This is a genomic window from Rhodovarius lipocyclicus (genome assembly GCF_009900765.1).
In the GTDB taxonomy this organism is placed as follows: Bacteria; Pseudomonadota; Alphaproteobacteria; order Acetobacterales; family Acetobacteraceae; genus Rhodovarius; species Rhodovarius lipocyclicus.
This window is the reverse complement of the sequence record NZ_JAAABL010000003.1, coordinates 24,273-50,141: the sequence shown is the minus strand read 5'-3', so window position 1 is coordinate 50,141 and position 25,869 is coordinate 24,273. Positions and strand designations below refer to the sequence as shown.

General features: G+C 69.7%; 23 protein-coding genes. 15 read left to right on the top strand and 8 right to left on the bottom strand.

The window, feature by feature from the left end:
- The first annotated feature begins 32 nt into the window (after positions 1-32).
- The 8 genes from GT007_RS05390 (at position 33) to GT007_RS05355 (ending at position 8,346) form a co-directional block, all read left to right on the top strand.
- Positions 33-995 carry an isopenicillin N synthase family dioxygenase gene (locus GT007_RS05390; RefSeq protein ID WP_160120560.1) on the top strand — a complete coding sequence of 321 codons (963 nt, stop codon included), beginning with the start codon at positions 33-35 and terminating at the stop codon, positions 993-995.
- Complete coding sequence (locus GT007_RS05385) at positions 995-1,726, top strand: UTRA domain-containing protein (RefSeq protein WP_160120559.1); 732 nt, start codon at positions 995-997, stop codon at positions 1,724-1,726. The genes GT007_RS05390 and GT007_RS05385 overlap by 1 nt, the downstream gene beginning before the upstream one ends.
- On the top strand, positions 1,723-3,393 hold the full coding sequence (hutU, locus tag GT007_RS05380) for a urocanate hydratase (RefSeq protein ID WP_160120558.1): 1,671 nt from the start codon (positions 1,723-1,725) through the stop codon (positions 3,391-3,393). Before GT007_RS05385 ends, hutU begins: the two co-directional genes overlap by 4 nt.
- Before the next feature lie 15 nt (positions 3,394-3,408).
- Positions 3,409-4,902 carry a histidine ammonia-lyase gene (hutH, locus tag GT007_RS05375; protein ID WP_160120557.1) on the top strand — a complete coding sequence of 498 codons (1,494 nt, stop codon included), beginning with the start codon at positions 3,409-3,411 and terminating at the stop codon, positions 4,900-4,902.
- Between the two features lies 1 nt (position 4,903).
- Positions 4,904-6,100 carry an imidazolonepropionase gene (gene hutI / locus GT007_RS05370; RefSeq protein WP_160120556.1) on the top strand — a complete coding sequence of 399 codons (1,197 nt, stop codon included), beginning with the start codon at positions 4,904-4,906 and terminating at the stop codon, positions 6,098-6,100.
- Positions 6,100-6,528, top strand: coding sequence for a PaaI family thioesterase (locus GT007_RS05365; RefSeq protein WP_236571530.1), 429 nt, complete (start codon positions 6,100-6,102; stop codon positions 6,526-6,528). The genes hutI and GT007_RS05365 overlap by 1 nt, the downstream gene beginning before the upstream one ends.
- A gap of 47 nt (positions 6,529-6,575) precedes the next feature.
- Positions 6,576-7,493 (top strand): class I fructose-bisphosphate aldolase, encoded by a 918-nt coding sequence (locus GT007_RS05360; RefSeq protein WP_160120554.1) that lies wholly within the window; start codon positions 6,576-6,578, stop codon positions 7,491-7,493.
- 94 nt (positions 7,494-7,587) lie between these two features.
- Positions 7,588-8,346: a 5-oxoprolinase subunit PxpA gene (locus GT007_RS05355; protein WP_160120553.1), complete on the top strand. Its 759-nt coding sequence runs from the start codon at positions 7,588-7,590 to the stop codon at positions 8,344-8,346.
- On the opposite strand, the gene ybaL is transcribed toward GT007_RS05355, so the two are convergent.
- Positions 8,343-10,052: a cation:proton antiporter domain-containing protein gene (ybaL, locus tag GT007_RS05350; protein ID WP_160120552.1), complete on the bottom strand. Its 1,710-nt coding sequence runs from the start codon at positions 10,050-10,052 to the stop codon at positions 8,343-8,345. The two genes, GT007_RS05355 and ybaL, sit on opposite strands and share 4 nt — an antisense overlap.
- A gap of 150 nt (positions 10,053-10,202) precedes the next feature.
- Positions 10,203-11,561 (bottom strand): amidase, encoded by a 1,359-nt coding sequence (locus tag GT007_RS05345; protein ID WP_160120551.1) that lies wholly within the window; start codon positions 11,559-11,561, stop codon positions 10,203-10,205.
- A gap of 61 nt (positions 11,562-11,622) precedes the next feature.
- On the opposite strand from GT007_RS05345, the gene GT007_RS05340 reads away from it, so the two are divergent.
- Positions 11,623-12,456 (top strand): serine hydrolase, encoded by an 834-nt coding sequence (locus tag GT007_RS05340; RefSeq protein ID WP_160120550.1) that lies wholly within the window; start codon positions 11,623-11,625, stop codon positions 12,454-12,456.
- On the opposite strand, the gene GT007_RS05335 is transcribed toward GT007_RS05340, so the two are convergent.
- Both GT007_RS05335 and GT007_RS05330 read right to left on the bottom strand, forming a co-directional pair.
- Complete coding sequence (locus GT007_RS05335; RefSeq protein WP_160120549.1) at positions 12,453-13,160, bottom strand: hypothetical protein; 708 nt, start codon at positions 13,158-13,160, stop codon at positions 12,453-12,455. The genes GT007_RS05340 and GT007_RS05335 overlap by 4 nt on opposite strands.
- 52 nt (positions 13,161-13,212) lie before the next feature.
- Positions 13,213-14,616, bottom strand: a complete 1,404-nt coding sequence (locus GT007_RS05330) for an FAD-binding oxidoreductase (protein ID WP_160120548.1) — start codon at positions 14,614-14,616, stop codon at positions 13,213-13,215.
- Between the two features lie 113 nt (positions 14,617-14,729).
- Here GT007_RS05330 and GT007_RS05325 point away from each other — a divergent pair, with 113 nt between their 5' ends.
- The 3 genes from GT007_RS05325 to GT007_RS05315 are packed head-to-tail and all read left to right on the top strand — an operon-like array spanning position 14,730 to position 18,881.
- Positions 14,730-16,319 carry a GMC family oxidoreductase gene (locus GT007_RS05325; protein ID WP_160120547.1) on the top strand — a complete coding sequence of 530 codons (1,590 nt, stop codon included), beginning with the start codon at positions 14,730-14,732 and terminating at the stop codon, positions 16,317-16,319.
- An 11-nt stretch (positions 16,320-16,330) separates the two neighbouring features.
- A complete protein-coding gene (locus GT007_RS05320; protein WP_160120546.1) occupies positions 16,331-17,497 on the top strand; it encodes an acyl-CoA dehydrogenase family protein in 1,167 nt (388 codons plus the stop codon).
- Between the two features lie 31 nt (positions 17,498-17,528).
- The gene (locus GT007_RS05315; protein WP_160120545.1) at positions 17,529-18,881 is read left to right on the top strand and encodes a ferredoxin reductase family protein; all 1,353 of its coding nucleotides are present in this window, start codon (positions 17,529-17,531) and stop codon (positions 18,879-18,881) included.
- A 6-nt stretch (positions 18,882-18,887) separates the two neighbouring features.
- Here GT007_RS05315 and GT007_RS05310 read toward each other — a convergent pair whose 3' ends face one another.
- Positions 18,888-19,091: a hypothetical protein gene (locus GT007_RS05310; RefSeq protein WP_160120544.1), complete on the bottom strand. Its 204-nt coding sequence runs from the start codon at positions 19,089-19,091 to the stop codon at positions 18,888-18,890.
- Between the two features lie 137 nt (positions 19,092-19,228).
- On the opposite strand from GT007_RS05310, the gene GT007_RS05305 reads away from it, so the two are divergent.
- Together GT007_RS05305 and GT007_RS05300 are read left to right on the top strand one after the other, a co-directional pair.
- Positions 19,229-20,209 carry a TIM44-like domain-containing protein gene (locus GT007_RS05305; protein WP_160120543.1) on the top strand — a complete coding sequence of 327 codons (981 nt, stop codon included), beginning with the start codon at positions 19,229-19,231 and terminating at the stop codon, positions 20,207-20,209.
- A gap of 32 nt (positions 20,210-20,241) precedes the next feature.
- Positions 20,242-21,561, top strand: coding sequence for an aspartate aminotransferase family protein (locus tag GT007_RS05300; RefSeq protein WP_160120542.1), 1,320 nt, complete (start codon positions 20,242-20,244; stop codon positions 21,559-21,561).
- Positions 21,562-21,568: 7 nt separating this feature from the next.
- Here the strand turns inward: GT007_RS05300 and GT007_RS05295 are convergent, their stop codons facing one another.
- From GT007_RS05295 to GT007_RS05285, 3 genes are all read right to left on the bottom strand, one after another.
- The gene (locus GT007_RS05295) at positions 21,569-21,754 is read right to left on the bottom strand and encodes a hypothetical protein (protein WP_160120541.1); all 186 of its coding nucleotides are present in this window, start codon (positions 21,752-21,754) and stop codon (positions 21,569-21,571) included.
- 243 nt (positions 21,755-21,997) lie between these two features.
- Entirely contained in the window at positions 21,998-23,329 is a 1,332-nt protein-coding gene (locus tag GT007_RS05290) for an MATE family efflux transporter (protein ID WP_160120540.1), read from the bottom strand.
- Positions 23,326-24,579 (bottom strand): NAD(P)/FAD-dependent oxidoreductase, encoded by a 1,254-nt coding sequence (locus tag GT007_RS05285; protein WP_160120539.1) that lies wholly within the window; start codon positions 24,577-24,579, stop codon positions 23,326-23,328. The genes GT007_RS05290 and GT007_RS05285 overlap by 4 nt, the downstream gene beginning before the upstream one ends.
- A gap of 123 nt (positions 24,580-24,702) precedes the next feature.
- Between GT007_RS05285 and GT007_RS05280 the strand changes: the two genes are divergently transcribed.
- Positions 24,703-25,866: an Ldh family oxidoreductase gene (locus GT007_RS05280; RefSeq protein WP_201451800.1), complete on the top strand. Its 1,164-nt coding sequence runs from the start codon at positions 24,703-24,705 to the stop codon at positions 25,864-25,866.
- Positions 25,867-25,869: the final 3 nt, after the last annotated feature.

The window sequence follows — 25,869 nt, the reverse complement described above, 5'->3', positions numbered from 1 at the left end:
CCCGCAAGCCCGGATCGCATGGAGGTTGCAACATGCCCGACGGCGCCGTCCATCAATCCCTGCCGGTCATCGATGTATCCCCGCTCATGAATGCCTCGGATGCAGGCATTCGCGCCGTGGCGGCGGAAATCCATGCCGCCTGCACGGGCCCCGGCTTCTTCTACATCCGCGGCCATGGCGTGCCCGATGCCGTGATCGAGGCGGCGCGCGAGCAATCCCGCCGCTTCTTCCACCTGCCACCGGAAGTGAAAGCCCACACCCGCGCCAACCAGATGCACCGCGGCTGGCACGCCATGGGCGGCGCGGTGATGGAGGGCGCGAAGAAGGCCGACCTGAAGGAGTTCTTCTCCATGGGCCTGGACCTGCCCATGGACCACCCGGTGGTCGCGGCGGGCCAGAAGCTGCGCGGCCCCAACCAATGGCCCGCCGAGGTGCCGGAACTGCGCCCCGCCATGGAGGCCTATTACGCCGAGATGCTGCGCGTGGGCGGGCTGCTGATGCGCGCCATCGCGGTGTCGCTGGACTTGCCGCCGGATTTCTTCGCGCCGCACTACACCCTGCCCTTGCAGCGCACCCAGGCGATTTTCTACCCGCCCCAGGCACCCGACGACACGGACGGCTTCGGCGTGGCCCCGCACACGGATTTCGGCTGCATCACCCTGCTGTGGCAGGACGGCAGCGGCGGGCTGGAGGTGAAGGAACGCCAGACCGGCCAATGGATCCCGGCCCCGCCCTTGCCCGGCACTTTCGTGATCAATGTGGGCGACCTGCTGGGCCGCTGGTCCAATGACCGCTTCGCCAGCACGCCGCACCGGGTGGTGAACCGCTCCGGCCACGAGCGCATGTCGATCGCCACCTTCCACGACCCCAATTTCGACGCGCCGATCGACCCGCGCGCCCTGGGGGCTACCGAGCCCAAATACCCGCCCACCACCTCCGGCGGGCATATCCTGGAATGCTTCGACAAGGCGTTCTCCTATCGGAAGAAAGACTGATGCCCGACGGCGCGCAGCCCCTGTATGCGGCGGTGAAGGCGCATGTGCGGGCGCAGATCGCGGCGGGCACCTGGCCGCCGGGCTTCCGCATCCCGTCCGAGAACCAGCTGGGCCCCATGCTGGGCGTCAGCCGCATCACCGTGAACCGCGCCTTCGCGGAACTCGCCCGCGACGGGGTGCTGACTAAGGTGCCCGGCGTCGGCACCTTCGTCGCGCGCGCCAAGCCGCGCTTCGGGCTGGTCTCCATCCAGGACATCGCGCAGGAGATCGCGGCGCGCGGCATGGCCTGGTCCGCCCGGGTGCTGAAGCTGGGCAACATGCCGGTGCCGCGCGATGTGGCGGACGCCATGGGCCTGCCCGCCGGCAGCGCCATCCCCCACAGCGAGATCCTGCATTTGGGCGACAGCACGCCGATCCAGCTGGAGGAACGCTGGGTGCGCCCCGGCTATGCCCCCGGCTTCCTGGCGCAGGATTACGCCGCGACCACCACCTTCGCCCTGCTGGCGCGGGAAGGCCGGCCGATGGAAATGGAACAGACCATCACCGCCATCCTGCCCGATGCCGCGCTCTCCCGCCTGTTGCGCGTGGCGCGGCAGGAACCCTGCCTCGTCATCCGCCGCCGCACCTTCACGGATGGCGAGGTGATGACCTTCTCCCGCCTCATCCAGCCCGCCGCCCGCTTCGAACTGTCGGGCCGGGCCTCGCTTTCCCCTGACGGATCAGCCGCATGACCAACCCCCGCCTGCGCAATGCCCCCGCCATCCGCAGCCCGCGCGGCCTCTCGCTCAACGCCAAATCCTGGCAGACCGAGGCGCCCCTGCGCATGCTGATGAACAACCTGGACGACGAGGTGGCCGAGCGCCCGGGCGAACTCGTGGTCTATGGCGGCATCGGCCGCGCCGCGCGCGACTGGGACAGCTATGAGCGGATCGTGGCCACCCTGAAGCGGCTGGAGGGCAACCAGACCCTGCTGGTGCAGTCCGGCAAGCCAGTGGGCGTGTTCGAAACCCATGAGAACGCGCCCCGCGTGCTGATCGCCAACTCCAATTTGGTGCCGCACTGGGCGACCTGGGAGCATTTCAGCGAATTGGATCGCAAGGGGCTGATGATGTACGGCCAGATGACGGCCGGTTCCTGGATCTATATCGGCAGCCAGGGCATCGTGCAGGGCACCTACGAGACCTTCGTGGAGGCCGGGCGCCAGCATTTCGGCGGCGATCTGGCGGGGCGCTGGATCCTGACCGGGGGCCTCGGCGGCATGGGCGGCGCGCAGCCGCTGGCGGGCGTCTTCGCCGGGGCCAGCGTGCTGGCGGTGGAATGCCAGGCCAGCCGGATCGAGAAGCGGCTGGAGACGCGCTACCTCGACCACCGCGCCGATGACCTGGACACCGCCCTGGCCATGATCCGCGACGCCAATGCGCGGAAGAAGGCGATCAGCGTCGGCCTGCTGGGCAATGCCGCCGAGGTCTTCCCCGAGCTGGTCCGGCGCGGCGTGGTGCCCGATATCGTCACCGACCAGACCAGCGCGCATGACCCGGTGAACGGCTATCTGCCCGCCGGCTGGACCGTGGGCGAATGGGAAGCCAAGCGCGAGACCGACCCCAAGGCGGTCGCCGCCGCCGCCCGCAAGTCGATGGTCGCCCATGTGCAGGCCATGCTGGATTTCCAGAAGATGGGCTCGGCCGTGCTCGACTACGGCAACAACATCCGCCAGGTGGCCAAGGATGAGGGGCTGCTGAACGCCTTCGACTTCCCGGGCTTCGTGCCGGCCTATATCCGGCCGCTGTTCTGCCGAGGCATCGGGCCCTTCCGCTGGGCGGCGCTGTCGGGCGACCCGCAGGACATCCTGAAGACCGACGCCAAGGTGCGCGAACTGCTGCCCGAGAACACCCACCTGCACCGCTGGCTGGAGATGGCGCAGCAGCGCATCGCCTTCCAGGGCCTGCCGGCGCGCATCTGCTGGGTGGGGCTCGGCGACCGGCACCGCCTGGGCTTGGCCTTCAATGAGATGGTGGCGCGCGGCGAGATCGGCCCCATCGTCATCGGCCGCGACCATCTGGACAGCGGCTCCGTCGCCTCGCCCAATCGTGAGACGGAGGCGATGAAGGATGGCTCGGACGCTGTTTCCGACTGGCCGCTGCTGAATGCGCTGCTGAACACGGCCTCCGGCGCCACCTGGGTGTCGCTGCACCATGGCGGGGGCGTGGGCATGGGCTTTTCCCAGCATTCCGGCATGGTCATCGTGTGCGACGGCACCGAGGATGCCGCCCGCCGGTTGAAGAGAGTTCTCTGGAATGACCCGGCGACAGGTGTGATGCGTCACGCCGATGCGGGCTATGATATCGCCAAGCAATGCGCGCGGGAGCATGGGCTCGACCTGCCCGGCATCGCGCTCTGACTGAGTGAGGACAAGATGACCCCTGGTTCCATCGATCTCGCCACCATCCAGGCCATCGGGGAAGGCGCGCCACTGCGCATGGAGGGGAATTGGCGCCAGGATGTGGAGGCCAGCCACGCCACGCTGGCCGCCGCCTTGGCCACCGGCGCCGCGCTGTATGGCGTGAACACCGGCTTCGGCAAGCTGGCGCAGACGCGCATCCCCGACGACGCCCTGGCCGAGCTGCAGCTGAACCTGCTGCGCAGCCACGCGGCCGGCGTGGGCAAGAAGCTGGCGCCGCGCATCGTGCGGCTGGTGCTGGCGCTGAAGGCGATGTCGCTGGCGCGCGGGGCCTCTGGCGTGCGGCCCATCGTCATCGACTATCTGACGCATATGCTGAACAGCGACGTGCTGCCGGTGATCCCGGCGCGCGGCTCCGTGGGGGCGTCGGGCGATCTGGCGCCGCTCGCCCATCTCTCCCTGGTGCTGGTGGGTGAGGGGCGCGCCCTGTTCCGCGGCGTGGAGGTTCCGGGCGGCGAGGCGCTGGCCCGCATCGGGCTGCAACCGCTGGTGCTGGGCCCGAAGGAGGGGCTGGCGCTGCTGAACGGCACTCAGGTCTCCACGGCCATTGCGCTGGACGGGCTGTTCCGCACCCGCCGGCTGTTCGCCACCGCCCTGGTCGCCGCCGCCCTTTCGACCGAGGGTGTGCGCGGTTCCGACACCCCCTTCGACGCGCGCATCCATGAGTTGCGCGGCCATCGCGGGCAGATCCGGGTCGCGGCCGCGCTGCGCGGGCTGATAGCCGGCAGCGCCATCCGCGACAGCCACCGCGAGGACGACCCGCGCGTGCAGGACCCCTACTCCATCCGCTGCACGCCGCAGGTGCTGGGGGCGGCGCTGGATGCGCTGGACCACGCCGGCACGGTGCTGGAGCGCGAGGCGAACGCCGTGACCGACAACCCGCTGGTGATCGGCGGGGATGTGCTCTCGGGCGGCAATTTCCATGCGGAGCCGGTGGGGTTCGTGGCCGATTTCATGGCGCTCGCCCTGGCCGAGACCGGCGCCATCGCCGAGCGCCGCATCGCGCTGCTGATCGACCCCGCGCTGTCGGGCCTGCCGCCCTTCCTGGTGCGGGAGGGAGGCATCAATTCCGGCTTCATGATCGCGCAGGTGACCGCCGCAGCCCTGACGGCCGAGAACCGCCACCTGGCCAACCCGCGCGTGACCGACAGCCTGCCGACCTCCGCCAACCAGGAGGACCATGTGAGCATGGCCACGGGCGCCGCGCTGCGCCTGCGGCCCATGTATCGCAACCTGGCCGATATCCTGGCGGTGGAGCTGCTCTGCGCCGCCCAGGGGGTGGAATTCCACCGGCCGCTGAAAAGCTCTCCGGCGCTGGAGGCAGCCCATGCGCTGGTGCGCGGCGTGGCGCCCTTCTGGGAGAAGGACCGGCTGATGGCGCCCGATATCGCCGCTGTCTCCGCCCTCATCCGCGCCGGGCGCTTCGCTGAGCTGCTGGGCCAATACTGAGATGTTCGACGCCGTCTGGACCAACCTGCACGCGGCCACCATGGCCGATGAGCGCCTGGGCATCATCGAGGACGCGGCGATCGCCGTGAAGGGCGAGACCATCGCCTGGATCGGCCCGCGCGCCGCGCTGCCCGGCCCGGGCGCCGTCACCTATGACGCCGGGGGCGCCTGGGTGCTGCCGGGGCTGGTGGATTGCCACACCCATCTGGTCTTCGGTGGCGACCGGGCGGCGGAATACGAGATGCGGCTGGCGGGCGCGACCTATGAGGAGCTGTCGCGGGCGGGGGCGGGTATCCTCTCCACCGTGCGCGCCACCCGCGCGGCCAGCGAGGGCGCGCTGCTGGCCGCCGCCCTGCCCCGCCTGGACGGGCTGCTGGCCGAGGGCGTGACCACCGTCGAGATCAAGTCCGGCTACGGGCTGGATGCGGAGAACGAGGCCAAGCAGCTGCGCGTGGCCCGCGCGCTGGGCCAGGAGCGGCGGGTGGAGATCGTGACCTCCCTGCTCGCGGCGCATGCGGTGCCGCCGGAATATGCCGGGCGCCGGGCCGAATACGCCCGGCTGGTGGCCGACAGCATCATCCCCGCCATCGCCGCCGAAGGGCTGGCCGACGCGGTGGATGCCTTCGCGGACAGCATCGGCTTCACCAATGTGGAAACCGAGTGGGTCTTCGCCGCCGCCGCCCGCGCGGGGCTGCCGGTGAAGCTGCACGCCGATCAGTTGACCGACCAGCAGGGTGCCGCCTTCGCCGCCCGGCACAAGGCGCTGAGCGCCGACCATCTGGAACGCTCCAACGCCCAGGGGCTGGCCGAGATGGCGCAAGCGGGCACGGTGGCGGTGCTGCTGCCCGGCGCCACCTTCACCCTGCGGGAAACCGCCCACCCGGATGTGGCCGCCATGCGCGCGGCCGGGGTGCGGATGGCGCTGAGCACGGACATGAACCCCGGCTCCTCTCCCGCGCGGTCGCTGCTGCTGATGCTGAACATGGGCTGCGCCCTGTTCCGGCTGACGGTGAACGAGGCGCTGCTGGGCGTGACCCGCCACGCCGCCGCCGCGCTGGGGCTGCATGACCGCGGCGTGCTGGCGGTGGGAAAACGCGCCGACATGGCGCTGTACCGCATCAACCGCCCGGCCGACCTGGTCTATTGGATGGGCACCAACCCCTGCGAGGGCCGGGTGCTGGCGGGCCGCCCCGCGTGATGGACTTGGCGCGGCTGACCGAGACCGTCCGCTGGGGCGTGCCGCTGGCGGGGCAATGGGGTGTGGAGGTGATCCACGCCGAGGAAGGTGTGGCGCATCTGCGCCTGCCGGCCGATGCCAGCCTGCTGCGGCCGGGCAACACCGTCTCCGGCCCCGCGCTGATGGGGCTGGCGGATGTGGCGATGTGGGCCGCGCTGCTGACCACCACGGCCGGGCAGGACAACAGCGTCACCTCCAGCATGAATGTGAACTTCCTGCGCCCCGCCGGCCCCGGCCCGCTGGTGGCCGAGGCACGGGTGGTGAAGGGCGGAAAGCGCATGCTGTACGGGGAAATCCTGATCCGCGCCGAAAATAGTGACGATGTGGCAGTGCATTGCACCACCCATTGGGTTGTAATCGCGAAACCCCCGGCTTCCGCAGCCATCTAGGCTTTGCTAAGCACCCTGGCCGAGGTTGGACACAGGGAACCGCACAGATGAAGCTCACCCGTAAGGTCAAGGAAATCCTCTCCTGGTATGAGAGCGACAATCCCGGGACCAAGGCGAACCTCGCCCGCATCCTGATGACCGGCAAGCTGGGCGGCACGGGCCGCATGGTCATCCTGCCGGTGGACCAGGGTTTCGAGCACGGCCCCGCCCGCAGCTTCGCGCCGAACCCCGCCGCCTATGACCCGCACTATCACTTCGAGCTGGCCATCGAGGCCGGGCTGAACGCCTATGCCGCGCCGCTGGGCGCGCTGGAGGCCTCCGCCGCTTCCTATGCCGGCTGCATCCCGACCATCCTGAAGGTCAACCACTCCAACAGCCTGGCCACGCTGAAGGACCAGGCCGTGACGGCCACCGTGGCCGACGCCCTGCGCCTGGGCTGCTCCGCCATCGGCTTCACCATCTACCCGAGCAGCGAATACCAGTTCGAGATGATGGAAGAGCTGCGCGAGCTAGCCGCCGAGGCCAAGGCCGCGGGCCTGGCCGTGGTGGTGTGGTCCTATCCGCGCGGCCCGATGCTGGACAAGACCGGCGAGACGGCGCTGGACATCGCGGCCTATGCCGCGCACATCGCCGCCCTGGTCGGCGCGCACATCATCAAGGTGAAGCCGCCCACGGCCGCCATCTCGCTGGATGCCGCGAAGAAGACCTACGCCTCCTACCCGGTCGAGGACGACGCGGCTGCCCGCTTCGCCCACATCGTGAAGGCCTGCTTCAACGGCCGTCGCCTGGTGGTGTTCTCGGGCGGTGAGGCCAAGGGCGCCGATGCGCTGCTGAACGAGGTGCGCGCCATCCATGCCGGCGGCGGCAATGGCTCCATCGTCGGCCGCAACGCCTTCCAGCGCCCGAAGGAAGAGGCGCTGAAGCTGCTGTCCGACATCATCGACATCTACAAGTCGAAGGTCTGAAGGACTTTTCCTTTCCAGGAAAAGCGCGGCGCGGGGGGCAACCTCCGCGCCGTTTTCTTTGCTACGCTTCGCATCCGCGAGAAGGAGCAGGCGCATGCAGGTGGACATCAACTGCGACATGGGTGAGGGCTTCGGCCATTGGCGCCTGGGCGAGACCGACGATGCCGCGCTGATGCCCCACATCACCTCCGCCAACATCGCCACCGGCTTTCACGCGGGCGATCCGGCGCTGATGGACGCGACCGTGCGGCTGGCGGTGGGGCACGGGGTGGCGATCGGCGCGCATCCGGGCTTCGACGACCTGCGCGGCTTCGGCCGCCGCCGCATCAACGCGGGGGCGGAGGAGATGGTCAACGACATCCTCTACCAGCTCGGCGCGCTGCGGGAATTCGCCACCCGGCACGGCGGCGCCATCGCCCATGTGAAGCCGCACGGCGCGCTGTACATGGAGCTGGCGCAGAATGAGGCAATGTCCCTCGCCCTGGTGCGCGCCCTGCGGAAGGTGGCGCCCACCGCCTTCCTGTTCTGCATGGATATCTCCGTCACCGCCCGCATCGCGCGGGAGGAAGGCCAGCCGGTGATCCGGGAATTCTTCGCCGACCGCGACTATGACAACAGCGGCGCCATCGTCTTCGCCCGCCAGGTGGGCCGGCCGGACCCGCAGGCGGTGGCGGCCAAGGTGCTGCGCGCCTGCCAGCACGGCGTGGTGCGCACGGTCGAAGGCGACGACCGCCCCATCGCCTTCGAGAGCATCTGCTTCCATTCGGACACGCCCGGGTCGCTGGCCATCGCCCAGCACCTGCGCCCGGCGCTGGAAGGCGCGGGCATCAAGGTGACAGCGCCCGGGGGTTAGTGCCCGCCCTTCTGCTTCGGTGCGAAGCGCGTCAGCACATGCCGCGTCATGCCCTTCGCCAGCTCCTCCTCGCCGAAGAACACCGTGCCGGTGTTCTCGCTGCGCAGCAGTTCGGATTCCTCCTCGCTGTGGGTGCGCAGCACGATCTCGATGCCCGGGTTCAGCTTGCGCGCGGTGTCGGCCATCTGCCGCACGCCCAGCGTGTCCGGGGTGGCCACCACCAGCATCGCCGCCTGGGCGATATGGGCCTGGATCAGCACCGCCGGGTCCGCCGCATTGCCCGACACGGCGGCCAGGCCCCGATGGCGCAGATCCTCCACCATCTCGCGGTTCTGCTCAGCCACCACATAGGGGATGCCGCGCTCATCCAGCGCCGCCGCGATGCGCCGGCCCACCCGGCCATAGCCCACCAGCACCACCTGCCCTTCCAGGTATTTGCGCTCCGTCGTCATGGGCAGCTGGGCATAGGGGTCGGTGCGGCGTTCCAGCCGGCGGGCGGTGCGGGAGCGCTTGATGATCCAGCGCCGCGCGGGCTCGATGGCCGCGAACAGCACCGGGTTCAGCGCGATGGAGATCAGGGCGCCGGCCAGGATCAGGCTCATGCCCTCGGCGGGCAGGATGCCGAGCGAGACGCCGAGCCCGGCCATGATGAAGGAGAATTCGCCGATCTGCGCCAGGCTGGCCGAGACGATCATCGCCGTGCTGAGCGGGTAGCGCAGCATGATCACCAGCCCCAGCGCCGCGATGGACTTGCCGATCATGATGATGCCGACCACCGCCAGCACATGCAGCGGCTGCTCGATCAGGATGGCGGGCTTGAACAGCATGCCGACGGAGACGAAGAACAGCACCGAGAAGGCATCGCGCAGCGGCAGCGATTCCTCGGCGGCGCGGTGCGCGAATTCGGATTCGCGCATCACCATCCCCGCGAAGAACGCCCCCAGCGCGAAGGAGACATGGAACAGCTCCGCCGCGCCCACCGCGATGCCGATGGCGGCCGCGACCACGGCCAGGGTGAACAATTCGCGCGACCCGGTGCGCGCCACCTGCCACAGCAGCCAGGGCAGCAGCCGCCGCCCCGCGACCAGCATCAGCGCGATGAAGGCCGCGACCTGCAGCAGCGTCTTCACGATGGTCAGCCACAGCGCGTCGCCCGAGGGCGCGGCCACGACCGTGCCGCCCAGCACCCCCGCCAGCGGGGGCAGCAGCACCAGCACCAGGACGGTCGCCAGGTCCTCCACCACCAGCCAGCCCACGGCGATGCGGCCGTTCATGCTTTCCAGCACGCCCCGCGCCTCCAGCGCCTTCAGCAGCACCACGGTGCTGGCGCAGGACAGGGACAGGCCGAAAACCAGCCCCGCCCCCCAGCTCCAGCCCCACCACAGGCCGGTCGCCATGCCGAGCGCCGTGGCCAGCGTCATCTGCACCACCGCCCCGGGCACCGCGATGCGCTTCACCGCCAGCAAATCCTTCAGGGAGAAATGCAGCCCCACCCCGAACATCAGCAGCATCACGCCGATTTCCGAAAGCTGGCCCGCCAGCCCCACATCGGCCACGAAGCCCGGCGTGCCGGGCCCGATGATGATGCCGGCCAGCAGATAGCCGACCAGGGCCGGCACTTTCAGGCGCTCCGCGATGAAGCCCAGCAGCAGGGCGATGCCGAAACCGGCGGCCAGCGTGGTGATCAGGGAGATGTTGTGGTCCATCCGGCCGCCTTCGATGCGATGTGGCTCGCCGCCGCACGGATCACATGGCAGGGCGCCCGCCTGGGATGGCGGGCGCGGCAGACACCGCAGGCAAAGCTAAACTTTCCGTAAGCTAAGGGAGCGCCCGCGGTGTTTCAAGCGGCCAGCCCGTTACACCACCACGGCCGGGGTGTGGGTATACAGCCAGCGGGCATAGGCGATGGCGCGCGCATCCTCACCCGGCTGGCACACCACCTGCGCGCCCATGGGCAGCCCGCCCACCGCCAGCAACGGCATGGTCACGGCCGGCGCGCCCAGGGCCGAGGTGCCCGCGTTGCACGCGGCATCCCCGGTGGGGCGCGGGTTGTCGTCGGCATCGGGCGCCAGGGGGTCCCAGACCGGCGCGGGGCCAGGGCAGGACGGCGCGATCAGCATGTCCACCACCGGCGCCAGCGCCGCATGGGCCGCGCGCATCGCCTGCCGCTCCACCAGCGCCACGTGATAATCCTCGGCGGTGTAGGTCATGCTGATATCCAGCCGCGCCAGGGTGCGGGCGGCCAGCTTGTCGCGCGGCAGGTTGCACAGGCTCCAGCGGTTCTCGAAGCTGGTGATCCGCCCGCCCACGGCATTCGCGTGACTCAGGCGCTTCTCGAAGGCCGCCAGCAGCGGGTGTTCCTCCGGCCACAGCACCTCGACCGACAGGGAGCGCACCAACTGCTCGAACGCATCGCGCGCGGCGGCGGGGATGCGGTCCCAGATCTCGGTGCGCATCACGCCGATGCGGATGGGGCGCTGCGGCTCGGGCACGGTGAAGGGGCCTTGCAGGCCGGGGTGGCCCGGGTCGCCGCCCACGCGGCGGCTGATCTCACGCGCCACCAGCCAGGCATCCTCGGCGCAATTGGCGTGGGGGCCGGCGGTGGATTGGCTGGTGCCCTGGCGCTCACCACGATGGATGGCGCCCTGGCTGGGCTTCAGCGCCCAGTTCCCGCAATAGGCCGCGGGGCGGATGATGCTGCCGCCCACCTGGGTGCCGATGGCCACCGGCACGAAACCCGCGGCCACCGCCGCCGCACTGCCCGAGGAACTGCCGCCCGGCGTGTGCCGGGGGTTCCAGGGGTTGGTGGTGGGGCCGGGCTCGCTCTGGCCCAGCTCGGTCGTCACGGCCTTGGCCAGGATGACCGCCCCGGCCTCCCGCAATGCCTGGATCATGGCGCTGTCGCGCTTGGGGAAATTGCCCGCATAGGCGGCGCAGCCCATCTGGGTGGGCATGTCGCGCGTCTCGATCAGGTCCTTGATCGCGATGGGCATGCCGTCAATGGCCGAGAGCGGGCGGCCCGCCGCGCGGCGCGCGGTCGCGGCGTCGGCCACGGCGCGGGCGTCCTCGACATTCATGGCGGTGAAGGCGCGGACGACAGGCTCGCGCTCCGCGATGCGCTCCAGGCAATCCTCCAGGAAGGCGCGGGGCGTCAGCGTGCCCTCCGGCACCACGTCATGGAAGGTCACGCCCCGCCAGGATGGATGGTAGCTCATGCTCTCGACGCCTCCGCTGCTTCGGGCCTAGCCTTGTCCGGACATGACGGGAGCGCAAGCCATGGACCGGTTCGAGAGCATCGCCGCCGCACAGCCCTTCACCCTGACCTATCGCATCGAGGCGCTGGACGGCAGCGGCCGGGGCTGGGGCCGGGGCGAGGCGATCGTCCAGCCCTCCGCCAGCACGCGGAAGGTGGCGATCATGATGTGCGCGCTGGCCGGCGCCCGGGCCGGGCGGCTGGATCTGTCGAAGAAGCTGACCATCACCGCCGACCTGCAGGCCAACATCACCAGCGGCACCTACCAGTACATGACCCCGGGCACGGAATACTCGCTGCGCGATGCCATCGTGAACATGATCATCACCAGCGACAATGTCAGCACGCAGCTGGTGCTGAAGGAGGTGGGGGTGGATACCGTCACCGCCTGGGCGCATGGCATCGGCATGGCGAACACCCGGCTGCGCGGGCTGGTACCCAACCCCGACCTGCCCTGGAACCACCCGCCCGAGGCCACCGCCACCACCACCCCGGCCGACCAGGTGCGGCTGCTGCGCGCCATCCTGCGCGGTGCGGAGGACGCCATCGAGGCGGAGGCGATGGGCCTGACGCCCGACCTCTGCGCCGAGGGGCTGGAGATCATGAGCTGGCAGCGGCTGCGGGGGATGATCCCCTTCCTGCTGCCCTGGGGCACGCGCATCGCCAACAAGACCGGCCGCAGCAAGCGCGGGCGCAGCGATGTGGGCGTGGTATGGAAGGAGGGCAAGCCGCTGTTCGCCATCGCGGCCTACGCCGATTGGCTGCCGGATACGCTGCCCGACGGGCTGCCGGGGCAGTCGGGCGCGTATTTGGCGATCGCGAAGCTGGCGCGGGCGGCGTGGGAGGAGCTGGGTTAGACCGAATACGGCCAATCCACCTTCAGCACGTTCAGATAATACGACTTCAACGCCCCCGGGGAGCCGAGCAACTTGTAGTCCCCGGTATCGGTGAAGGCGACATAGCTGCGGTGGCCGATCACGCCATTGTTGCGGATGTTCTGATAGATGGGGTTGTCCGTCTTCCAGTCGTCATTGGCGCCGTGTTCCAGCTTGATGGTCAGGCTGGCATTGAAGCGCAGGAACAGGCGCTCGGCCTCCGGGTTCGTCCATTTGGCGCCGTGGCCCGAGCCATCGCGGGTGAACTCGATCTTCTCATAGCCATGGCCCTCGGCGGCCCAGACGGACATCAGGTCGTAGTCGCCCACGATCAGCTCGCCATTGGCGCGGCGCACCACATCGTTGCCCACCTTCAGGCCCTGCTTGTCCTCCTCCGGCTTGCCGGTGACGCCGATGCCCAGATTGCCCGCCCGCAGGGTGGACACCCCCGGGTTGCGCACCACCACCACGATCCGCCATTCCAGGCAGATGGTGCGGAAGGTGGAGACATCCCCCGGCACGATGTTCGTCAGCCGGGCGATGTGGTGGTCATAGGCCGAGACGGTCATGTCGTCGGCGTCGCGGACCAGCGTGTGATGCTTGATCCGCCCGACATTCGCCCGCTCCGAGCCCTTGAGCCCGTTGGAGATCATGAAGCTGTCGTAGTGGATGGGGATGCGTGCCATGCGCCATGGCTAGCGAATGACGGCGGCGCAGCGCAATTGCGCAAATGAGGGATCACCCGGGCGGCAGCACCTTGCCCGGGTTCATCAGCCCCGTGGGGTCGATGGCCCCCTTGATGGCCCGCATCAGGGAGACGGCGACGGGGTTCTTCAGCGTGCTCATCCCCTTCAGCTTGGTCAGGCCGATGCCATGCTCGGCCGAGAAGCTGCCGCCCGTCCGCACCGCCAGCTCGTTCACCGCCTCGGCGAAGCCGCCGGCCTGGCGCAGCCATTCCTCGCGCGGCATGCCGGCCGGGCCATGCAGGCTGATATGGATGTTGCCGTCGCCCAGATGGCCCATGGCCCCCACCCGCATCCCCGGCCAGCGGGCCTCGGACAGGGCCAGCACCGCGTCCAGGAACTCCGGCACGGCGGAAACCGGCACGGCCGTGTCGGTCGGTACGGCGGGGCCGGTGGAGCGCGAGGCCTCCGGCGCGCTTTCGCGGATGCGCCAGATCATGGTGCGGGCCTCCTCGCTTTCGGCCAGCATCACGTCGATGGCCTCGCCGGCATCCAGCGCCTCGGCCAGGGCGGATTCCATCAATTCGCGCACCGGGGCGGCGGGGTGCGGGGAGCCCGCCTCGATGATGACGCACCAGGGCGTGGTCATCGGCACTGGCATTCGCAGGCCGGGCACATAGCCCACGGTCAGTTCCACAAGATGGCTGTCCATCAGCTCGAACGCGACCAGATCGGCGCCGGAATCCTGCATGCGGCTGAGCAGGCGCAGCGCGTGATGCGGCGAGGGCACGGAGAGGAAGGCTGTCTCCCGCGTGCGCAGGGCCGGGAACAGCTTCAGGGAGGCCCCGGTGATCAACCCCAGCGTGCCCTCCGCCCCCAGGAACAGGTGGCGCAGGGCATAGCCGGTGTTGTCCTTGCGGATGCGGCGCATGTCGTCCAGCACGCGGCCGTCGGGCAGCACCACCTCCAGCCCCAGCACCAGGTCGCGAGCGTTGCCGTAGCGCAGCGTGTTGATGCCGCCCGCATTGGTGGACAGCGCGCCGCCGATCTGCGCCGAACCCTGTGCCCCGAAGCTGAGGGGGAAATGCCGCCCGGCCTCCCGTGCCGCCTCCTGCACAGCCTGCACGGTGATGCCGGCATCCACGGCGATGGACATGTCCACCGGGTCCAACGCGCGGATGCGGCGCATGCGCTCCAGGGAGACGATGAGGATCGGGGCATTGCCGGGAATGGGCAGCGCGCCGCCGGAAAGCCCGGTGCGGCCGCCATTGGGCACCACATGCATGCCGTGCTCGGCGGCCAGGCGCAGCACGCCGGCGGCCTGTTCCACCGTGGCCGGGCGCACCACGGCGGCGGGCATGGCGCCCTGCTGGCCGCGCCAGTCGGTGGCATAGGGGGCGATGTCGGCCGCCTCGGTCAGGCAGTTCGCCTCACCGAGAAGTGCCCTGAAACCGTTCATTCTTGCGTCTCCTCCACCTGTTTCTCCGGCCTCGCGGACAGAGCGTCAACCTGCGGATGATGGATTGACCGCCGTCCCAACTCCCGGGACCATGCGCGAAACGGGAGCGAAACATGCAGGCGGATACCGATTTCATCGTGATCGGCGCGGGCTCGGCGGGGTGTGCCGTGGCGGGGCGGCTGGCGGAGATCCCGGGTGCCACCGTGACCCTTCTGGAGGCCGGCGGGCGGGACAATAACCCGTGGCTGCACATCCCGGTCGGCTACGCCAAGACCATGTATCACCCCACCATCTCCTGGAATTTCATGACCGAGCCGGAGCCGGAGCTGCACGGCCGGCGCATCCCCTGGCCGCGCGGGCGTGTGCTGGGCGGCACCAGCGCCATCAACGGCCTCGTTTATCTGCGCGGCCAGGTGGAGGATTTCGAGCATTGGCGCCAGATGGATTGCCGGGGCTGGGGGTTCGAGGACGTGCTGCCCTTCTTCCGCCAGGCGGAGGACAATGAGCGCGGTGCGGACGCCATCCATGGCGCGGGCGGCCCGCTGGCCGTCAGCGACCTGCGCGACAGCAACCCCATCTCCGCCGCCTTCATCGAGGCCGCGGTGGAAATTGGCCTGCCCCGCACACGGGATTTCAACGGCATCGTCCAGGAAGGTGCCGGCTGGTACCAGACCACCACCCGCAATGGGCGGCGCTGCTCCAGCTTCACCGCCTATCTGCGCCCTGCCCGACCCAATGTGCGGGTGGAGACCGGCGCCCAGACCCGCCGCCTGCTGATCGAGGACGGTCGCTGCGTCGGCGTGGAATACAACCAGGGCGGCCAGGTGAAGCAGCTGCGCGCGAGGCGGGAGGTGGTGCTCTCGGGCGGGGCCATTCATTCGCCGCAGATCCTGATGCTGTCGGGCATCGGCGATGCCGAGCAGTTGCGGGCCCATGGCATTCCCGTGCTGCGCCACGCCCCGGGGGTGGGGCGCAACCTGCAGGACCATTTCCAGGCCCGGCTGCTGTTCCGCGCGACCCAGAAGGTCACGCTGAACGATGTGCTGGCCAGCCCCTTCGGCAAGTTCAAGGCCGGGCTGGAATACATCCTGAAGCGCACCGGCCCGCTGACCTATGCCGCCGCCACCTCCGGCCTGTTCGCGAAGGTGCTGCCGCAATCGGCGACGCCGGACGTGCAGTTCCACTTCATCCCCTTCAGCGCGGAGAAGATGAGCGACGGGCTGCACAAATTCCCGGGCTTCACCATGAGCGTGTGCCAGCTGCGCCCCGAAAGCCGGGGCACGATCACCCTCGCCTCCGGCCGGGTGGAGGACGCGCCGCTGATCCACGCCAATTACCTGACGGCGCAGACGGACCGCGACTGCATGGTGGCCGGGCTGCAACTGGGCCGGCGCCTGGCGGCGACCAACGCGCTGAGGCCCTGGATCGCGGAGGAATTCCTCCCCGGCCCCGCCGCCGCCAGCGACGAGGACCTGCTGGAATTCTGCCGCCAGCACGGCAACACCATCTACCACCCCTCCGGCACCTGCCGCATGGGCGAGGATGACGGCGCCGTGGTGAACAGCCAGCTGAAGGTGCATGGCATCGAGGGGCTGCGGGTGGCCGACGCCTCCATCATGCCCACCGTGCTGTCGGGCAACACCAATGCCGGTTCCATCATGATCGGCGAGAAATGCGCGGCGATGATCAAGACCGCGGCCTGAGGAACGACACCATGGATTTCGAGCTTTCCGACGAGCAGCAGGCCATCCGCGACGGCGTGGCCGCGCTGTGCCAACGTTTCACCGACGCCTATTGGCTGGAGCGGGAGGAGAGCCACAGTTTCCCGCATGATTTCTACGCGGCGGTCGCGGAGGCCGGTTTCCTCGGCATCTGCATCCCGGAGGAATATGGCGGCAGCGGCCTCGGCATCACCGAGGCCGCGATCATGATGGAAACCATCGCGGCCTCCGGCGCCGGGATGTCCGGGGCCTCGGCCGTGCACATGAACATCTTCGGGCTGAACCCGGTGGTGGTGTTCGGCACGGCGGAGCAGAAGGCGCGCTTCCTGCCGCCTTTGGTCGCGGGCCAGGAAAAGGCGTGTTTCGGCGTGACGGAGCCCACCACGGGGCTGGACACCACCAAGCTGAAGACCCGCGCGGAGCGCCGCGGCGACAAGTACATCGTGAACGGCCAGAAGGTGTGGATCAGCACCGCGCAGGTGGCCGACCGCATCCTGCTGCTGGCCCGCACCACGCCCATCGAGCAATGCCGCAAGCCCACCGAGGGGCTGTCACTGTTCTACACCGCGCTGGACCGCACCCGTGCCTCGGTGCGGGAGATCCCGAAAATGGGCCGCGCCGCCGTCGATTCCAACGAGATCTTCTTCGAGGATTACGAGATCCCGCTGGAGGACCGGATCGGCGAGGAAGGCCAGGGTTTCCGCATGATCCTGCATGGGCTGAACCCGGAGCGCGTGCTGATCGCGGCGGAGGCAGTGGGCATCGGCCGGGCCGCGCTGTCTCGCGCCACCGAATACGCCAAGGAGCGCCAGGTGTTCGGCCGCCCGATCGGCCAGAACCAGGGCGTGCAGCACCCGCTGGCGCAGGATTGGATGGCGCTGGAGGCCGCCTGGCTGATGGTGCTGAAGGCCGGAAACCGTTACGATCGCGGCATGGAATGCGGTGCGGAAGCGAATTCGGCGAAATACCTCGCCGCCGAGGCCGGGCTGAAAGCCTGCCAGAACGCGGTGATGACCCATGGCGGCTTCGGCTATGCCCGCGAATACCATGTGGAGCGGCTGCTGCGGGAGGCGCATATCCCCTGGATCGCGCCCGTCAGCCCCAATCTGATTTCCTGCTTCATCGCGGAAAAGGTGCTGGGGCTGCCGAAAAGCTACTAACCCGCGCGGCACTGACGCGAGGATCGGACCGATGAGGCGGATACAACTGGCCCTCTGCTGGGGCATCGCCCTGCTCAGCGGCCTCTGGCTGCTGGCCAATCCCGGCGTGCTGGCGCCTGGCGGCTTCTTCGCCCTGCGCGGTTTCATGGTGCAGTACAGCGGCGTGCTGGCGATGGGCTGCATGAGCCTGGCCATGATCCTGGCCACGCGGCCGCGCTGGCTGGAGGGGCGGTTCGGCGGGCTCGACAAGCTGTACCGCCTGCACAAATGGCTCGGGATCGGCGGGCTGGCGCTGGGGAGTGCGCACTGGCTGTGGGCGCAGGGGCCGAAATGGGCCGTGGGCCTGGGCTGGCTGGCTCGGCCGCAGCGCGGCCCCAGGCCCGCCGTGGACAATGCGGCCGAGCAGTTCCTGCTCTCTCTGCGCGGTGCGGCCGAGGGCGTGGGGGAATGGGCCTTCTATGCCTCGGTGCTGCTGATCGCGGTGGCCCTGGTCCAGCGCATCCCCTACCACCTGTTCTACAGGACGCACCGCATTCTCGCGGCCGTATATCTGGTGCTGGTGTTTCACAGTGCCGTGCTGCTGCAATTCGACAATTGGGCCGGCCCGCTGGGCGTGCTGATGGCCGCGCTGCTGGCCTATGGCACCGTGGCCGCCGTGCTGGTGCTGCTGCGCCGCGTGGGCGCGGACCGGAAGGTGGAAGGGCGCATCGCCAGCCTGCATTACTACGCGCCGCTGCATGTGCTGGAGGGCGAGGTGGATGTCCCCGCCGGCTGGCCGGGGCACAAGGCCGGCCAATTCGCCTTCGTGACCTCCGACACCTCCGAGGGCGCGCATCCCTATACCATCGCCTCCGCCTGGGACCCGGCCGAGCACCGCCTGCGCTTCATCGCCAAGGAGCTGGGCGACCACACGAGCCGCCTGAATACGACATTGCGCGTGGGCCAGCCCGTGCGGGTCGAAGGCCCCTATGGCTGCTTCACCTTCGAGGATGACCGCCCGTGCCAGATCTGGGTGGGGGCCGGCATCGGCATCACGCCCTTCATCGCCCGCATGCAGTTTCTGGCGCAGAGGCGGAAGGCTGGTGGCGCGGCGCCACGGCAGATCATCGACCTGTTCCACTCCACCACCGACTACAGCGAGGAAGCCATTACCAAGATGCGCGCCGATGCCGAGGCCGCGGATGTCCGCCTGCATGTGCTGCACGATGCCCGCGACGGCCGGCTGAGCGGCGAACGCATCCGCAACGCCGTGCCGGAATGGCGCGAGGCCAGCATCTGGTTCTGCGGACCGGTGGGCTTCGGCGAGGTGCTGCGGAAGGATTTCGCCCGCCACGGCCTGCCGGTCACGCAGCAGTTCCAACAGGAACTGTTCGCGATGCGCTGAGCGGCGTCAGTCCACCACCACCGTGCGGATCACCACCTGGTTGTCGGCGCGGTGGGTCAGCGGCTCATAGATCTGTTGCAGCAGCAGATAGGTATAGAGTGCGTTGTTCGCGTGCGGGTCGAGTGTCGCGGCATCCACGCTGGTGGCCAGGCGGAAGACACGGGCCGGTGTCTGGGCGGGGGCGGTTCCGGCCAGCACGGTCAAAGCCAAGGCTGAAAGCCATCCTGTCAGGCGCATAGGGCGGGTCCTCCTGAATAAAATCTTCTGGGTTGTGGCACCCCATCGCAATCGGGCATGAGAGTTCTTACATGACGTCCATCTCGATAAAGACCCGGAGCCAGTCACCCATGCGTTCCCCTGCCCGTTTCATGGCCATCGCCGCGGCGGCCCTGCTTGCGCTCGCGCCCGCTCTCGCCGATGCGCGGCCAGGTGGCGGCATTTCCTCCGGCAGCCGTGGCAGCCGCACCTTCTCCGCGCCGCCCGCCACCAACACGGCCCCGCGCACGGCCCCCACCTTCGAGCGCACGCAGCAGCCGCCCCCGCCGGTGTCGCGCCCCGATGTGGCGCCCACCGCACCCCGGCCCATGCCCGGCGTGGCGCAGCCCGCCCGGCCCGGCTTCTTTCAGCGCAACCCGTTCATGGGCGGGCTGATGGCCGGCATGCTGGGCGCTGGCCTGTTCGGCCTGCTGGCGGGGTCCGGATTCTTCTCGGGCCTCGGCAGCCTGGCCGGGATCATGGGCTTCCTGTTGCAGATCGGCCTGATCATCGGGCTGGTGATGCTGGTGCGCGCCTTCCTGCAGCGCCGCCCGCAGCAGGAACCCGCCCTGGCCGGCATGCCGCGCCAGAACATGGCGCCGGAACCGGTCATGCCGCGCTCCTCCGGCGGCGCCGGCGCCGCCCCGCGTGGCAATGTCGATGAGATCGGGATCGGCCCGCAGGACCTGGCGAGCTTCGAGGCCGCGCTGGTCGAGGTGAACCGCGCCTGGACCGCGCAGGACCTCAGCGCCCTGCAGCGCATCTCCACGCCCGAGATGGTGCAGTATTTCCGCGACGACTACGCGGCGCTCGCCGCGCGCGGCTGGCGCAACGAGACCCGCGACGTGAAGCTGGAACAAGGCGATGTGGCCGAATCCTGGCGCGAGGGCGCGCGGGACTACTGCACCGTCGCCATGCGCTTCAGCCTGATCGACGTGACGCGCCGCCAGGGCGATGGCGCGGTGGTGGAGGGCGATCCGAACCGCCGCACCACGGCGACCGAGCTGTGGACCTTCATGCGCACGCAGGGCGGCCCGTGGACTCTCTCGGCCATTCAGCAGGCGGCCGCTTGACCGCACGCGCCTGACGGGGCGAGGTTGTGGGCATGAGCCCGCTCGACCACGCCTCCCCCGTGAATTCCACCCTGGAAGAAGCCCTCGCCGACGCGCATGCCCGCTACGGCGCGGCGCGGCCGCAAAGCGCCGCGATCCACGCCAAGGCGCGGGAATACATGCCCGGCGGCAACACCCGCTCCGTGCTGTTCTACACCCCCTTCCCCACCGCCATGGCGCGTGGCGAGGCCGCCCGGCTGTGGGATGTGGACGGGCGCGAATACACGGACCTGCTGGGCGAATACACCGCGGGCCTGTTCGGCCATTCCGAAAAGCGCATCCTGGATGCGGTGAAGGCCGCGCTGGACAACGGCATCAACCTCGCCTCGGTCGGTGAGCGCGAGGGGCAGCTGGCCGCCATCCTATGCGCGCGCTTTCCGTCGCTCGACCTGGTGCGCTTCACCAACAGCGGCACCGAGGCCAACATGATGGCGCTGGCCGCCGCGCGGGGCTTCACCGGCCTGTCCGACGTGATGGTGGCGCGCGGTGGCTATCATGGCGGCGTGATGACCTTCGCCAGCGAGAAGAACGCGGTGAACGTGCCGCTGCCGCTGCATTTCATGGATTACAACGACCCGGAAGGCGCCGCCGCCGCCATCCGCGCCCTGAAGGGCAAGCTGGGCGCGGTGCTGGTGGAGCCCATGCTGGGCTCGGGCGGCTGCATCCCGGCCAGCCGCGCCTTCCTGGCCGCCCTGCGGGACGCCTGCACCGAAACCGGCGCGCTGCTGATCTTCGATGAGGTGATGAGCTCCCGCCACTCCGAGGGCGGCTTGCAGAAGCTGCACGGCATCACGCCGGACCTGACGACGCTGGGCAAATACATGGCTGGCGGCATGAGCTTCGGCGCCTTCGGCGGCCGGGCGGACATCATGGGCGTGTTCGACGGCCACAAGCCCGGCACGCTGCCCCATGCCGGCACCTTCAACAACAATGTGTGGTCCATGGCCGCCGGCTGCGTGGCGATGGGCGAGATCTTCAAGGGCGAGGCCGTGACCGCCCTGCACGCGCGCGGAGAGGCCCTGCGCACCGCGCTGAACGAAGCCTGCGCCGGTGTCCCGATGCAGTTCACCGGCATCGGCAGCATGATGTGCGTGCATTTCCGCACCGGCGAGATCACCCGCCCCTACAAGGCCGAACCCGCCGAGGAGAAGCTGCGGGAGCTGTTCTTCTTCGACATGCTGGAGGCCGGTTTCTATCTGGCCCGGCGCGGCATGGCGGCCCTCAGCCTGCCGGTGAGCGATGCGGATTGTGCCCGCTTCACGGCCGCGGTGCGGGAATTCGTGGCCCTGCGCAAGGGGCTGATGGCGGGCTGACCGTCCCTCAGACCAAGGCCAGCGCGACCAGCGCCACCCCACCGAACAGCACCAGCAGGGCGCGGGTCAGCGCCCACAGGTCCCCCCATTGCTCGGCGCGGCTGGCTTGGCGCACGGCCGCATGGGAAGCGCCCTTGCGCAGATAGGAGGCCTGGCGTGCGAATGCCGGCTGGGACGGGGCTCTGTGAGCCATGGCTACCCTCCGCTGGGAAAGGGGACAGAACGGAACGGGTCGGGAATGATCTGTTCTGATCGAAACAAAGCCATGCCCCACTCGCAATCACCAAAACTTGTGATTGCGCTGCGGTTGCGAACACATCCGCGTGATGTGGATTTTCTGCGGTCAAAACAGATGATTGTCCGCGAGCCATAGGGTGGCTCAACTCAAGCACAAAATCTTTTTGCGGATTTCGTCTCTATTTTGAGGCATTCCGCCTCAGGAAACGGAAAGCCGAGGCGCCCACTCGCGCGGCTGCACCGCCGCCGCCGCGATCAGACCATAGGCGGTGATCCCCGCCGCGACGGCTAGGAAATGCCCGACCAGCCCCATGCCCAGCCCCTGGCCCAGAAAGGCCCCGCCCAGCACCGCCAGCCCCAGCCGCGACAGCCCCGCGGCCACCGGCCAGCGCATGCGCCCCGCCCCCATCGCCGCGAAATACATCGCCATGCCCAGACCGAACCCGGCGAAGGCCGGCCCGATGCAGGACAGCGCCAGCTCCGCGATCGCCTTTACCTCGGGGTCGGAGGCGAAGACGCCCGCGAAACCGCCCGGGAAGATGGCCACCGCCCCACCCACCAAGGCGCAGACGGCGAAGGCCATGCCGCCGCCCACCCAGGCGGTGCGGCGCGCCAGCTCCCAATCCCCGCCGCCCACGGCGCGCCCCACCAGCGCCGTCAGCGCCGAGCCCACCCCGAAGGCGAGCGGGATCATCAGGAACTCCAGCCGCGCCGAGACGCCATAAGCCGCGACCGCCGCCGGCCCGTAGCCCTTCAGCTGCGCCGTGACCAGGATGGTGGTGAGGTTTGACACCGCCGCCAGCGCGCAGGCCACCGCCCCCACGGACAGGATGCGCCGGAACAGCGCCCCCTGGAACGGCACCGACAGGTTGGGCCGGAACCCGGCGCCGCCGCGCCAGACCATCACGCTCTGGGCGATGGCCGCGGCCCACATCGCCACGCCGAAGCCGATGCCCAAGCCAGGCAGCCCCAGGCCCAGCGGCAGCGCCAGCACCCAGCCCAGCAGCGGCGAGAGCATCCAGGCCAGCGTGTTCACCCGTGCCGCGATACCGTGCCGCCCGCCGCCCCGCAGCACCGAGGCGAGCGTATTGGCCAGCCAGGCCGGCACCGCCCCCAGCCCGAAATACACCATGGCGAAGGGCGCGCCGTATTCGGCCGCCGCCGCGCCGCCGATGGCGCCCAGGATCAGATGGGGCAGCACCACCATGGCCAGGATGAAGCCCCCGGCGAAGCACAGCGCGATGGTCAGCGCGTGCTTGACCATGGCGCTCGCCTCATCCTCTCGCCGCGCGCCCAGGGCGCGGGCGATGGCCGAGACCACGCCCCCGCCCATCGCCCCCGCGCTCATCTGCCCCAGCAGCAGGGCGAAGGGCAGCACCGTGGCATAGCCCGCCAGCGGCCCGCGCCCCAGCCGGGCGGCGATGAAGGTCTCGACCAGCAGGGCGAAGGCCTGCATCAGCGACAGCATGGTGGTGGGCGCCGCGAGCTTCAGCACCCCGCGCGCGATCTCGGCGGTACTGGGTCGGCTCATGTGAAGCGCTCCGGGGCGAAGGCGGAAAGCGGGGTGTTGGGGGCCGGGCCCAGCATGGCGCGGGCCAGCAGCGCGCCGGTGGGTGCTGAGCCCGTCAGCCCCAGATGCCCATGGCCGAAAGCGCACCACAGCCCCGGCCAGCGCGCCACCGGGCCGATCACCGGCAGGCTGTCCGGCAGGCAGGGGCGATGTCCCATCCAGAAGCCCTCCGCGCCCTCGGTGCTGGCGGCGGGGAAGACGCGCCGGATGTCCTCCAGCAGATAGGCGGCGCGGCGCGGGTCGGGCGCGCGGTCCAGCCCGCCGAACTCCACGGTGCCGGCCACGCGCACGCCCATCTCCATGGGCGAGATGAAGGCCTTGCGGTCCGCCGCCACCACGATGCGCGGCAGATCGAGCCCCGATTTCGGCAGCACCACATGATAGCCGCGCTGGCTTTCCAGCGGGATGCGGTAGCCGAGCGGGCGCAGCAGTTGCGCGGACCAGGCCCCGGCCGCCAGCACCACGCGATCGGCCGGCAGCGGCCCGGCATCGGTGGCAACGCCCGTGACATGGCCGTTTTCGGTGATCAGCGCGCGCACGGCGCCCTTCAGGATGCGGCCGTCCATGCGCTCCACCCCGCGCGCGAACACCTCCGCATGGCGGCGGGGGTTGGTGCTGGCGCCGAGGTCGCGCATCAGCACCCCCAGCTGATAGCGGGGCGACAGGCCGGGCTGGAATGCGTGCAGCTCGGCGCCGCGCAGGTATTCCAGCCTCTGGCCGTGCTTCTGCCGCAACGCCCAGCCCCCGGCATCCTTGGCCAGGTGGGCGTCGTCGAAATACAGGTGCAGCTGGCCGGTCTCCCGCAGCAGGTCCAGCGCGCCCTCCTCGGCCAGCATGGCGCGGTGCTGCTCCACAGCGCCCGCTTGCAGCAGGGCCAGGGCATCGGCGATCTCGGCCACGCGCGCGGGGCGGGCGCTGGCCAGAAAGCGCGACAGCCAGGGGATCAGGCGCGGGAAATAACTGGGCGGGATGCGCAGCGCGCCATCGGGGCGCAACAGCATGCCCGGCACCTGCTTCAGCACCCCCGGCATGGCCAGCGGCGCCACGGAGCTGGAGGAAATCGCCCCCGCATTGCCCGAGGACGCGCCGGAGCCCGGTTCCTCCGGGTCCAGCACGGTCACGGCCGCGCCCGCGCGGGCCAGGTGCCAGGCGACCGCCAGCCCCACCACGCCGGCGCCCACCACGATGATCCGGGACGTTTCCGTTTCCATTGCCTGCATCGTTCATCCTGACATCACATGTCGCAACCGGCAGGTTTGCGGGCCACGTCATGCGTTGCATGCATGGTTGACGCCTGTCCGGACAAGCCTGAAGCTGCGTGGAGAGGAAACACCATGCGCATCGAGCCGGACAACGCTGCCAGCAGCGCCACGACCCGGCTGCGCGATACCGGATCAAAACCACACATGCTGCATGCCACCGCCGCTTCCGTCCGCGCCCAATGCCTCGCGGTGCTCACCGCCTGGGGCATGCCGGAGGACCTGGCCCGAACCACCGCCGACGTGATGACCGAGACCGACCTGATGGCGGTCGACAGCCACGGCATCAGCATGCTGATGAACTATGAGGAGATGATGCAGAAGGGCCAGCTGCGCATCGCCAACCGCCCGAAGGAGCTGCGGCGGCTGGGCGCCACGGCCTTCCTCTCGGGCGAGGATGGGCTGGGGCACCCGGTCTCGGTCCAGGCGATGGAGCTGGCGGTGGAGCTGGGCGGCACGCATGGCGTGGGCGTGGTCGGCGTGGTGAACAGCCACCATTTCGGCGCCGCCGGCGCCTATGCCCGCATCGCCTCGGCCAAGGGGATGATCGGGCTGGTCACGTCTTCCACGCGCGGCGTCATCATGGTGCCGACCGGCGCGTCGGAGCCGGTGCTGGGCACCAACCCGATCGCCTTTTCGGCGCCGTCCCGCCGCCACAACGACTTCGTGCTGGACATGGCGACCACGACCGTCGCGGGCAACAAGGTCAAGGTCTATCACCTCAACGACAAGCCGGTGCCCGAGGGCTGGGTGGTGGACGGCGCGGGCAACGCCGTGACCGACCCGCATGAGGGGTTCGAATACACCTTCCGCCGCAAGGAAGGCGGCATCACGCCGCTGGGCGGCACCGGGGCGATGGGCAGCCACAAAGGCTACGGGCTTGCGATGCTGGCCCATATCCTGGGCGGCTGCCTGGTGGGGGCCAGCTTCTCGCCCATCCGCAACCGCGTGCAGCGCGATGGCGACCCCAACAATATCGGCCACTTCTTCCTGGCCCTGCGCCCGGACGTGTTCCGCCCCGAGGGCGAGTTCGAGGATGACCTGGACGCGGTGATCGACGAATTGCACGGCGCGGCCCGGGCCAAGGCCGAAGTGCCGGTGAAGGTCGCGGGGGAGCCCGAGGACGAGGCCAAGGCGCAGCGCTTGGCGAAGGGCATCCCCATCCCGCCCGCGCTGGACGAACTGATCAAGGGCATCGCCCAGCGCGCCGGGGCAGCCTATGTGCTGACCCCGGCGTGAGGC

Coding starts and splice junctions, on each gene's coding strand:
- GT007_RS05390 (WP_160120560.1), top strand. CDS start 33: ATGCCCGACGGCGCCGTCCATCAATCCCTGCCGGTCATCGATGTATCC.
- GT007_RS05385 (WP_160120559.1), top strand. CDS start 995: ATGCCCGACGGCGCGCAGCCCCTGTATGCGGCGGTGAAGGCGCATGTG.
- hutU (WP_160120558.1), top strand. CDS start 1,723: ATGACCAACCCCCGCCTGCGCAATGCCCCCGCCATCCGCAGCCCGCGC.
- hutH (WP_160120557.1), top strand. CDS start 3,409: ATGACCCCTGGTTCCATCGATCTCGCCACCATCCAGGCCATCGGGGAA.
- hutI (WP_160120556.1), top strand. CDS start 4,904: ATGTTCGACGCCGTCTGGACCAACCTGCACGCGGCCACCATGGCCGAT.
- GT007_RS05365 (WP_236571530.1), top strand. CDS start 6,100: ATGGACTTGGCGCGGCTGACCGAGACCGTCCGCTGGGGCGTGCCGCTG.
- GT007_RS05360 (WP_160120554.1), top strand. CDS start 6,576: ATGAAGCTCACCCGTAAGGTCAAGGAAATCCTCTCCTGGTATGAGAGC.
- GT007_RS05355 (WP_160120553.1), top strand. CDS start 7,588: ATGCAGGTGGACATCAACTGCGACATGGGTGAGGGCTTCGGCCATTGG.
- ybaL (WP_160120552.1), bottom strand. CDS start 10,052: ATGGACCACAACATCTCCCTGATCACCACGCTGGCCGCCGGTTTCGGC.
- GT007_RS05345 (WP_160120551.1), bottom strand. CDS start 11,561: ATGAGCTACCATCCATCCTGGCGGGGCGTGACCTTCCATGACGTGGTG.
- GT007_RS05340 (WP_160120550.1), top strand. CDS start 11,623: ATGGACCGGTTCGAGAGCATCGCCGCCGCACAGCCCTTCACCCTGACC.
- GT007_RS05335 (WP_160120549.1), bottom strand. CDS start 13,160: ATGGCACGCATCCCCATCCACTACGACAGCTTCATGATCTCCAACGGG.
- GT007_RS05330 (WP_160120548.1), bottom strand. CDS start 14,616: ATGAACGGTTTCAGGGCACTTCTCGGTGAGGCGAACTGCCTGACCGAG.
- GT007_RS05325 (WP_160120547.1), top strand. CDS start 14,730: ATGCAGGCGGATACCGATTTCATCGTGATCGGCGCGGGCTCGGCGGGG.
- GT007_RS05320 (WP_160120546.1), top strand. CDS start 16,331: ATGGATTTCGAGCTTTCCGACGAGCAGCAGGCCATCCGCGACGGCGTG.
- GT007_RS05315 (WP_160120545.1), top strand. CDS start 17,529: ATGAGGCGGATACAACTGGCCCTCTGCTGGGGCATCGCCCTGCTCAGC.
- GT007_RS05305 (WP_160120543.1), top strand. CDS start 19,229: ATGCGTTCCCCTGCCCGTTTCATGGCCATCGCCGCGGCGGCCCTGCTT.
- GT007_RS05300 (WP_160120542.1), top strand. CDS start 20,242: ATGAGCCCGCTCGACCACGCCTCCCCCGTGAATTCCACCCTGGAAGAA.
- GT007_RS05295 (WP_160120541.1), bottom strand. CDS start 21,754: ATGGCTCACAGAGCCCCGTCCCAGCCGGCATTCGCACGCCAGGCCTCC.
- GT007_RS05290 (WP_160120540.1), bottom strand. CDS start 23,329: ATGAGCCGACCCAGTACCGCCGAGATCGCGCGCGGGGTGCTGAAGCTC.
- GT007_RS05285 (WP_160120539.1), bottom strand. CDS start 24,579: ATGGAAACGGAAACGTCCCGGATCATCGTGGTGGGCGCCGGCGTGGTG.
- GT007_RS05280 (WP_201451800.1), top strand. CDS start 24,703: ATGCGCATCGAGCCGGACAACGCTGCCAGCAGCGCCACGACCCGGCTG.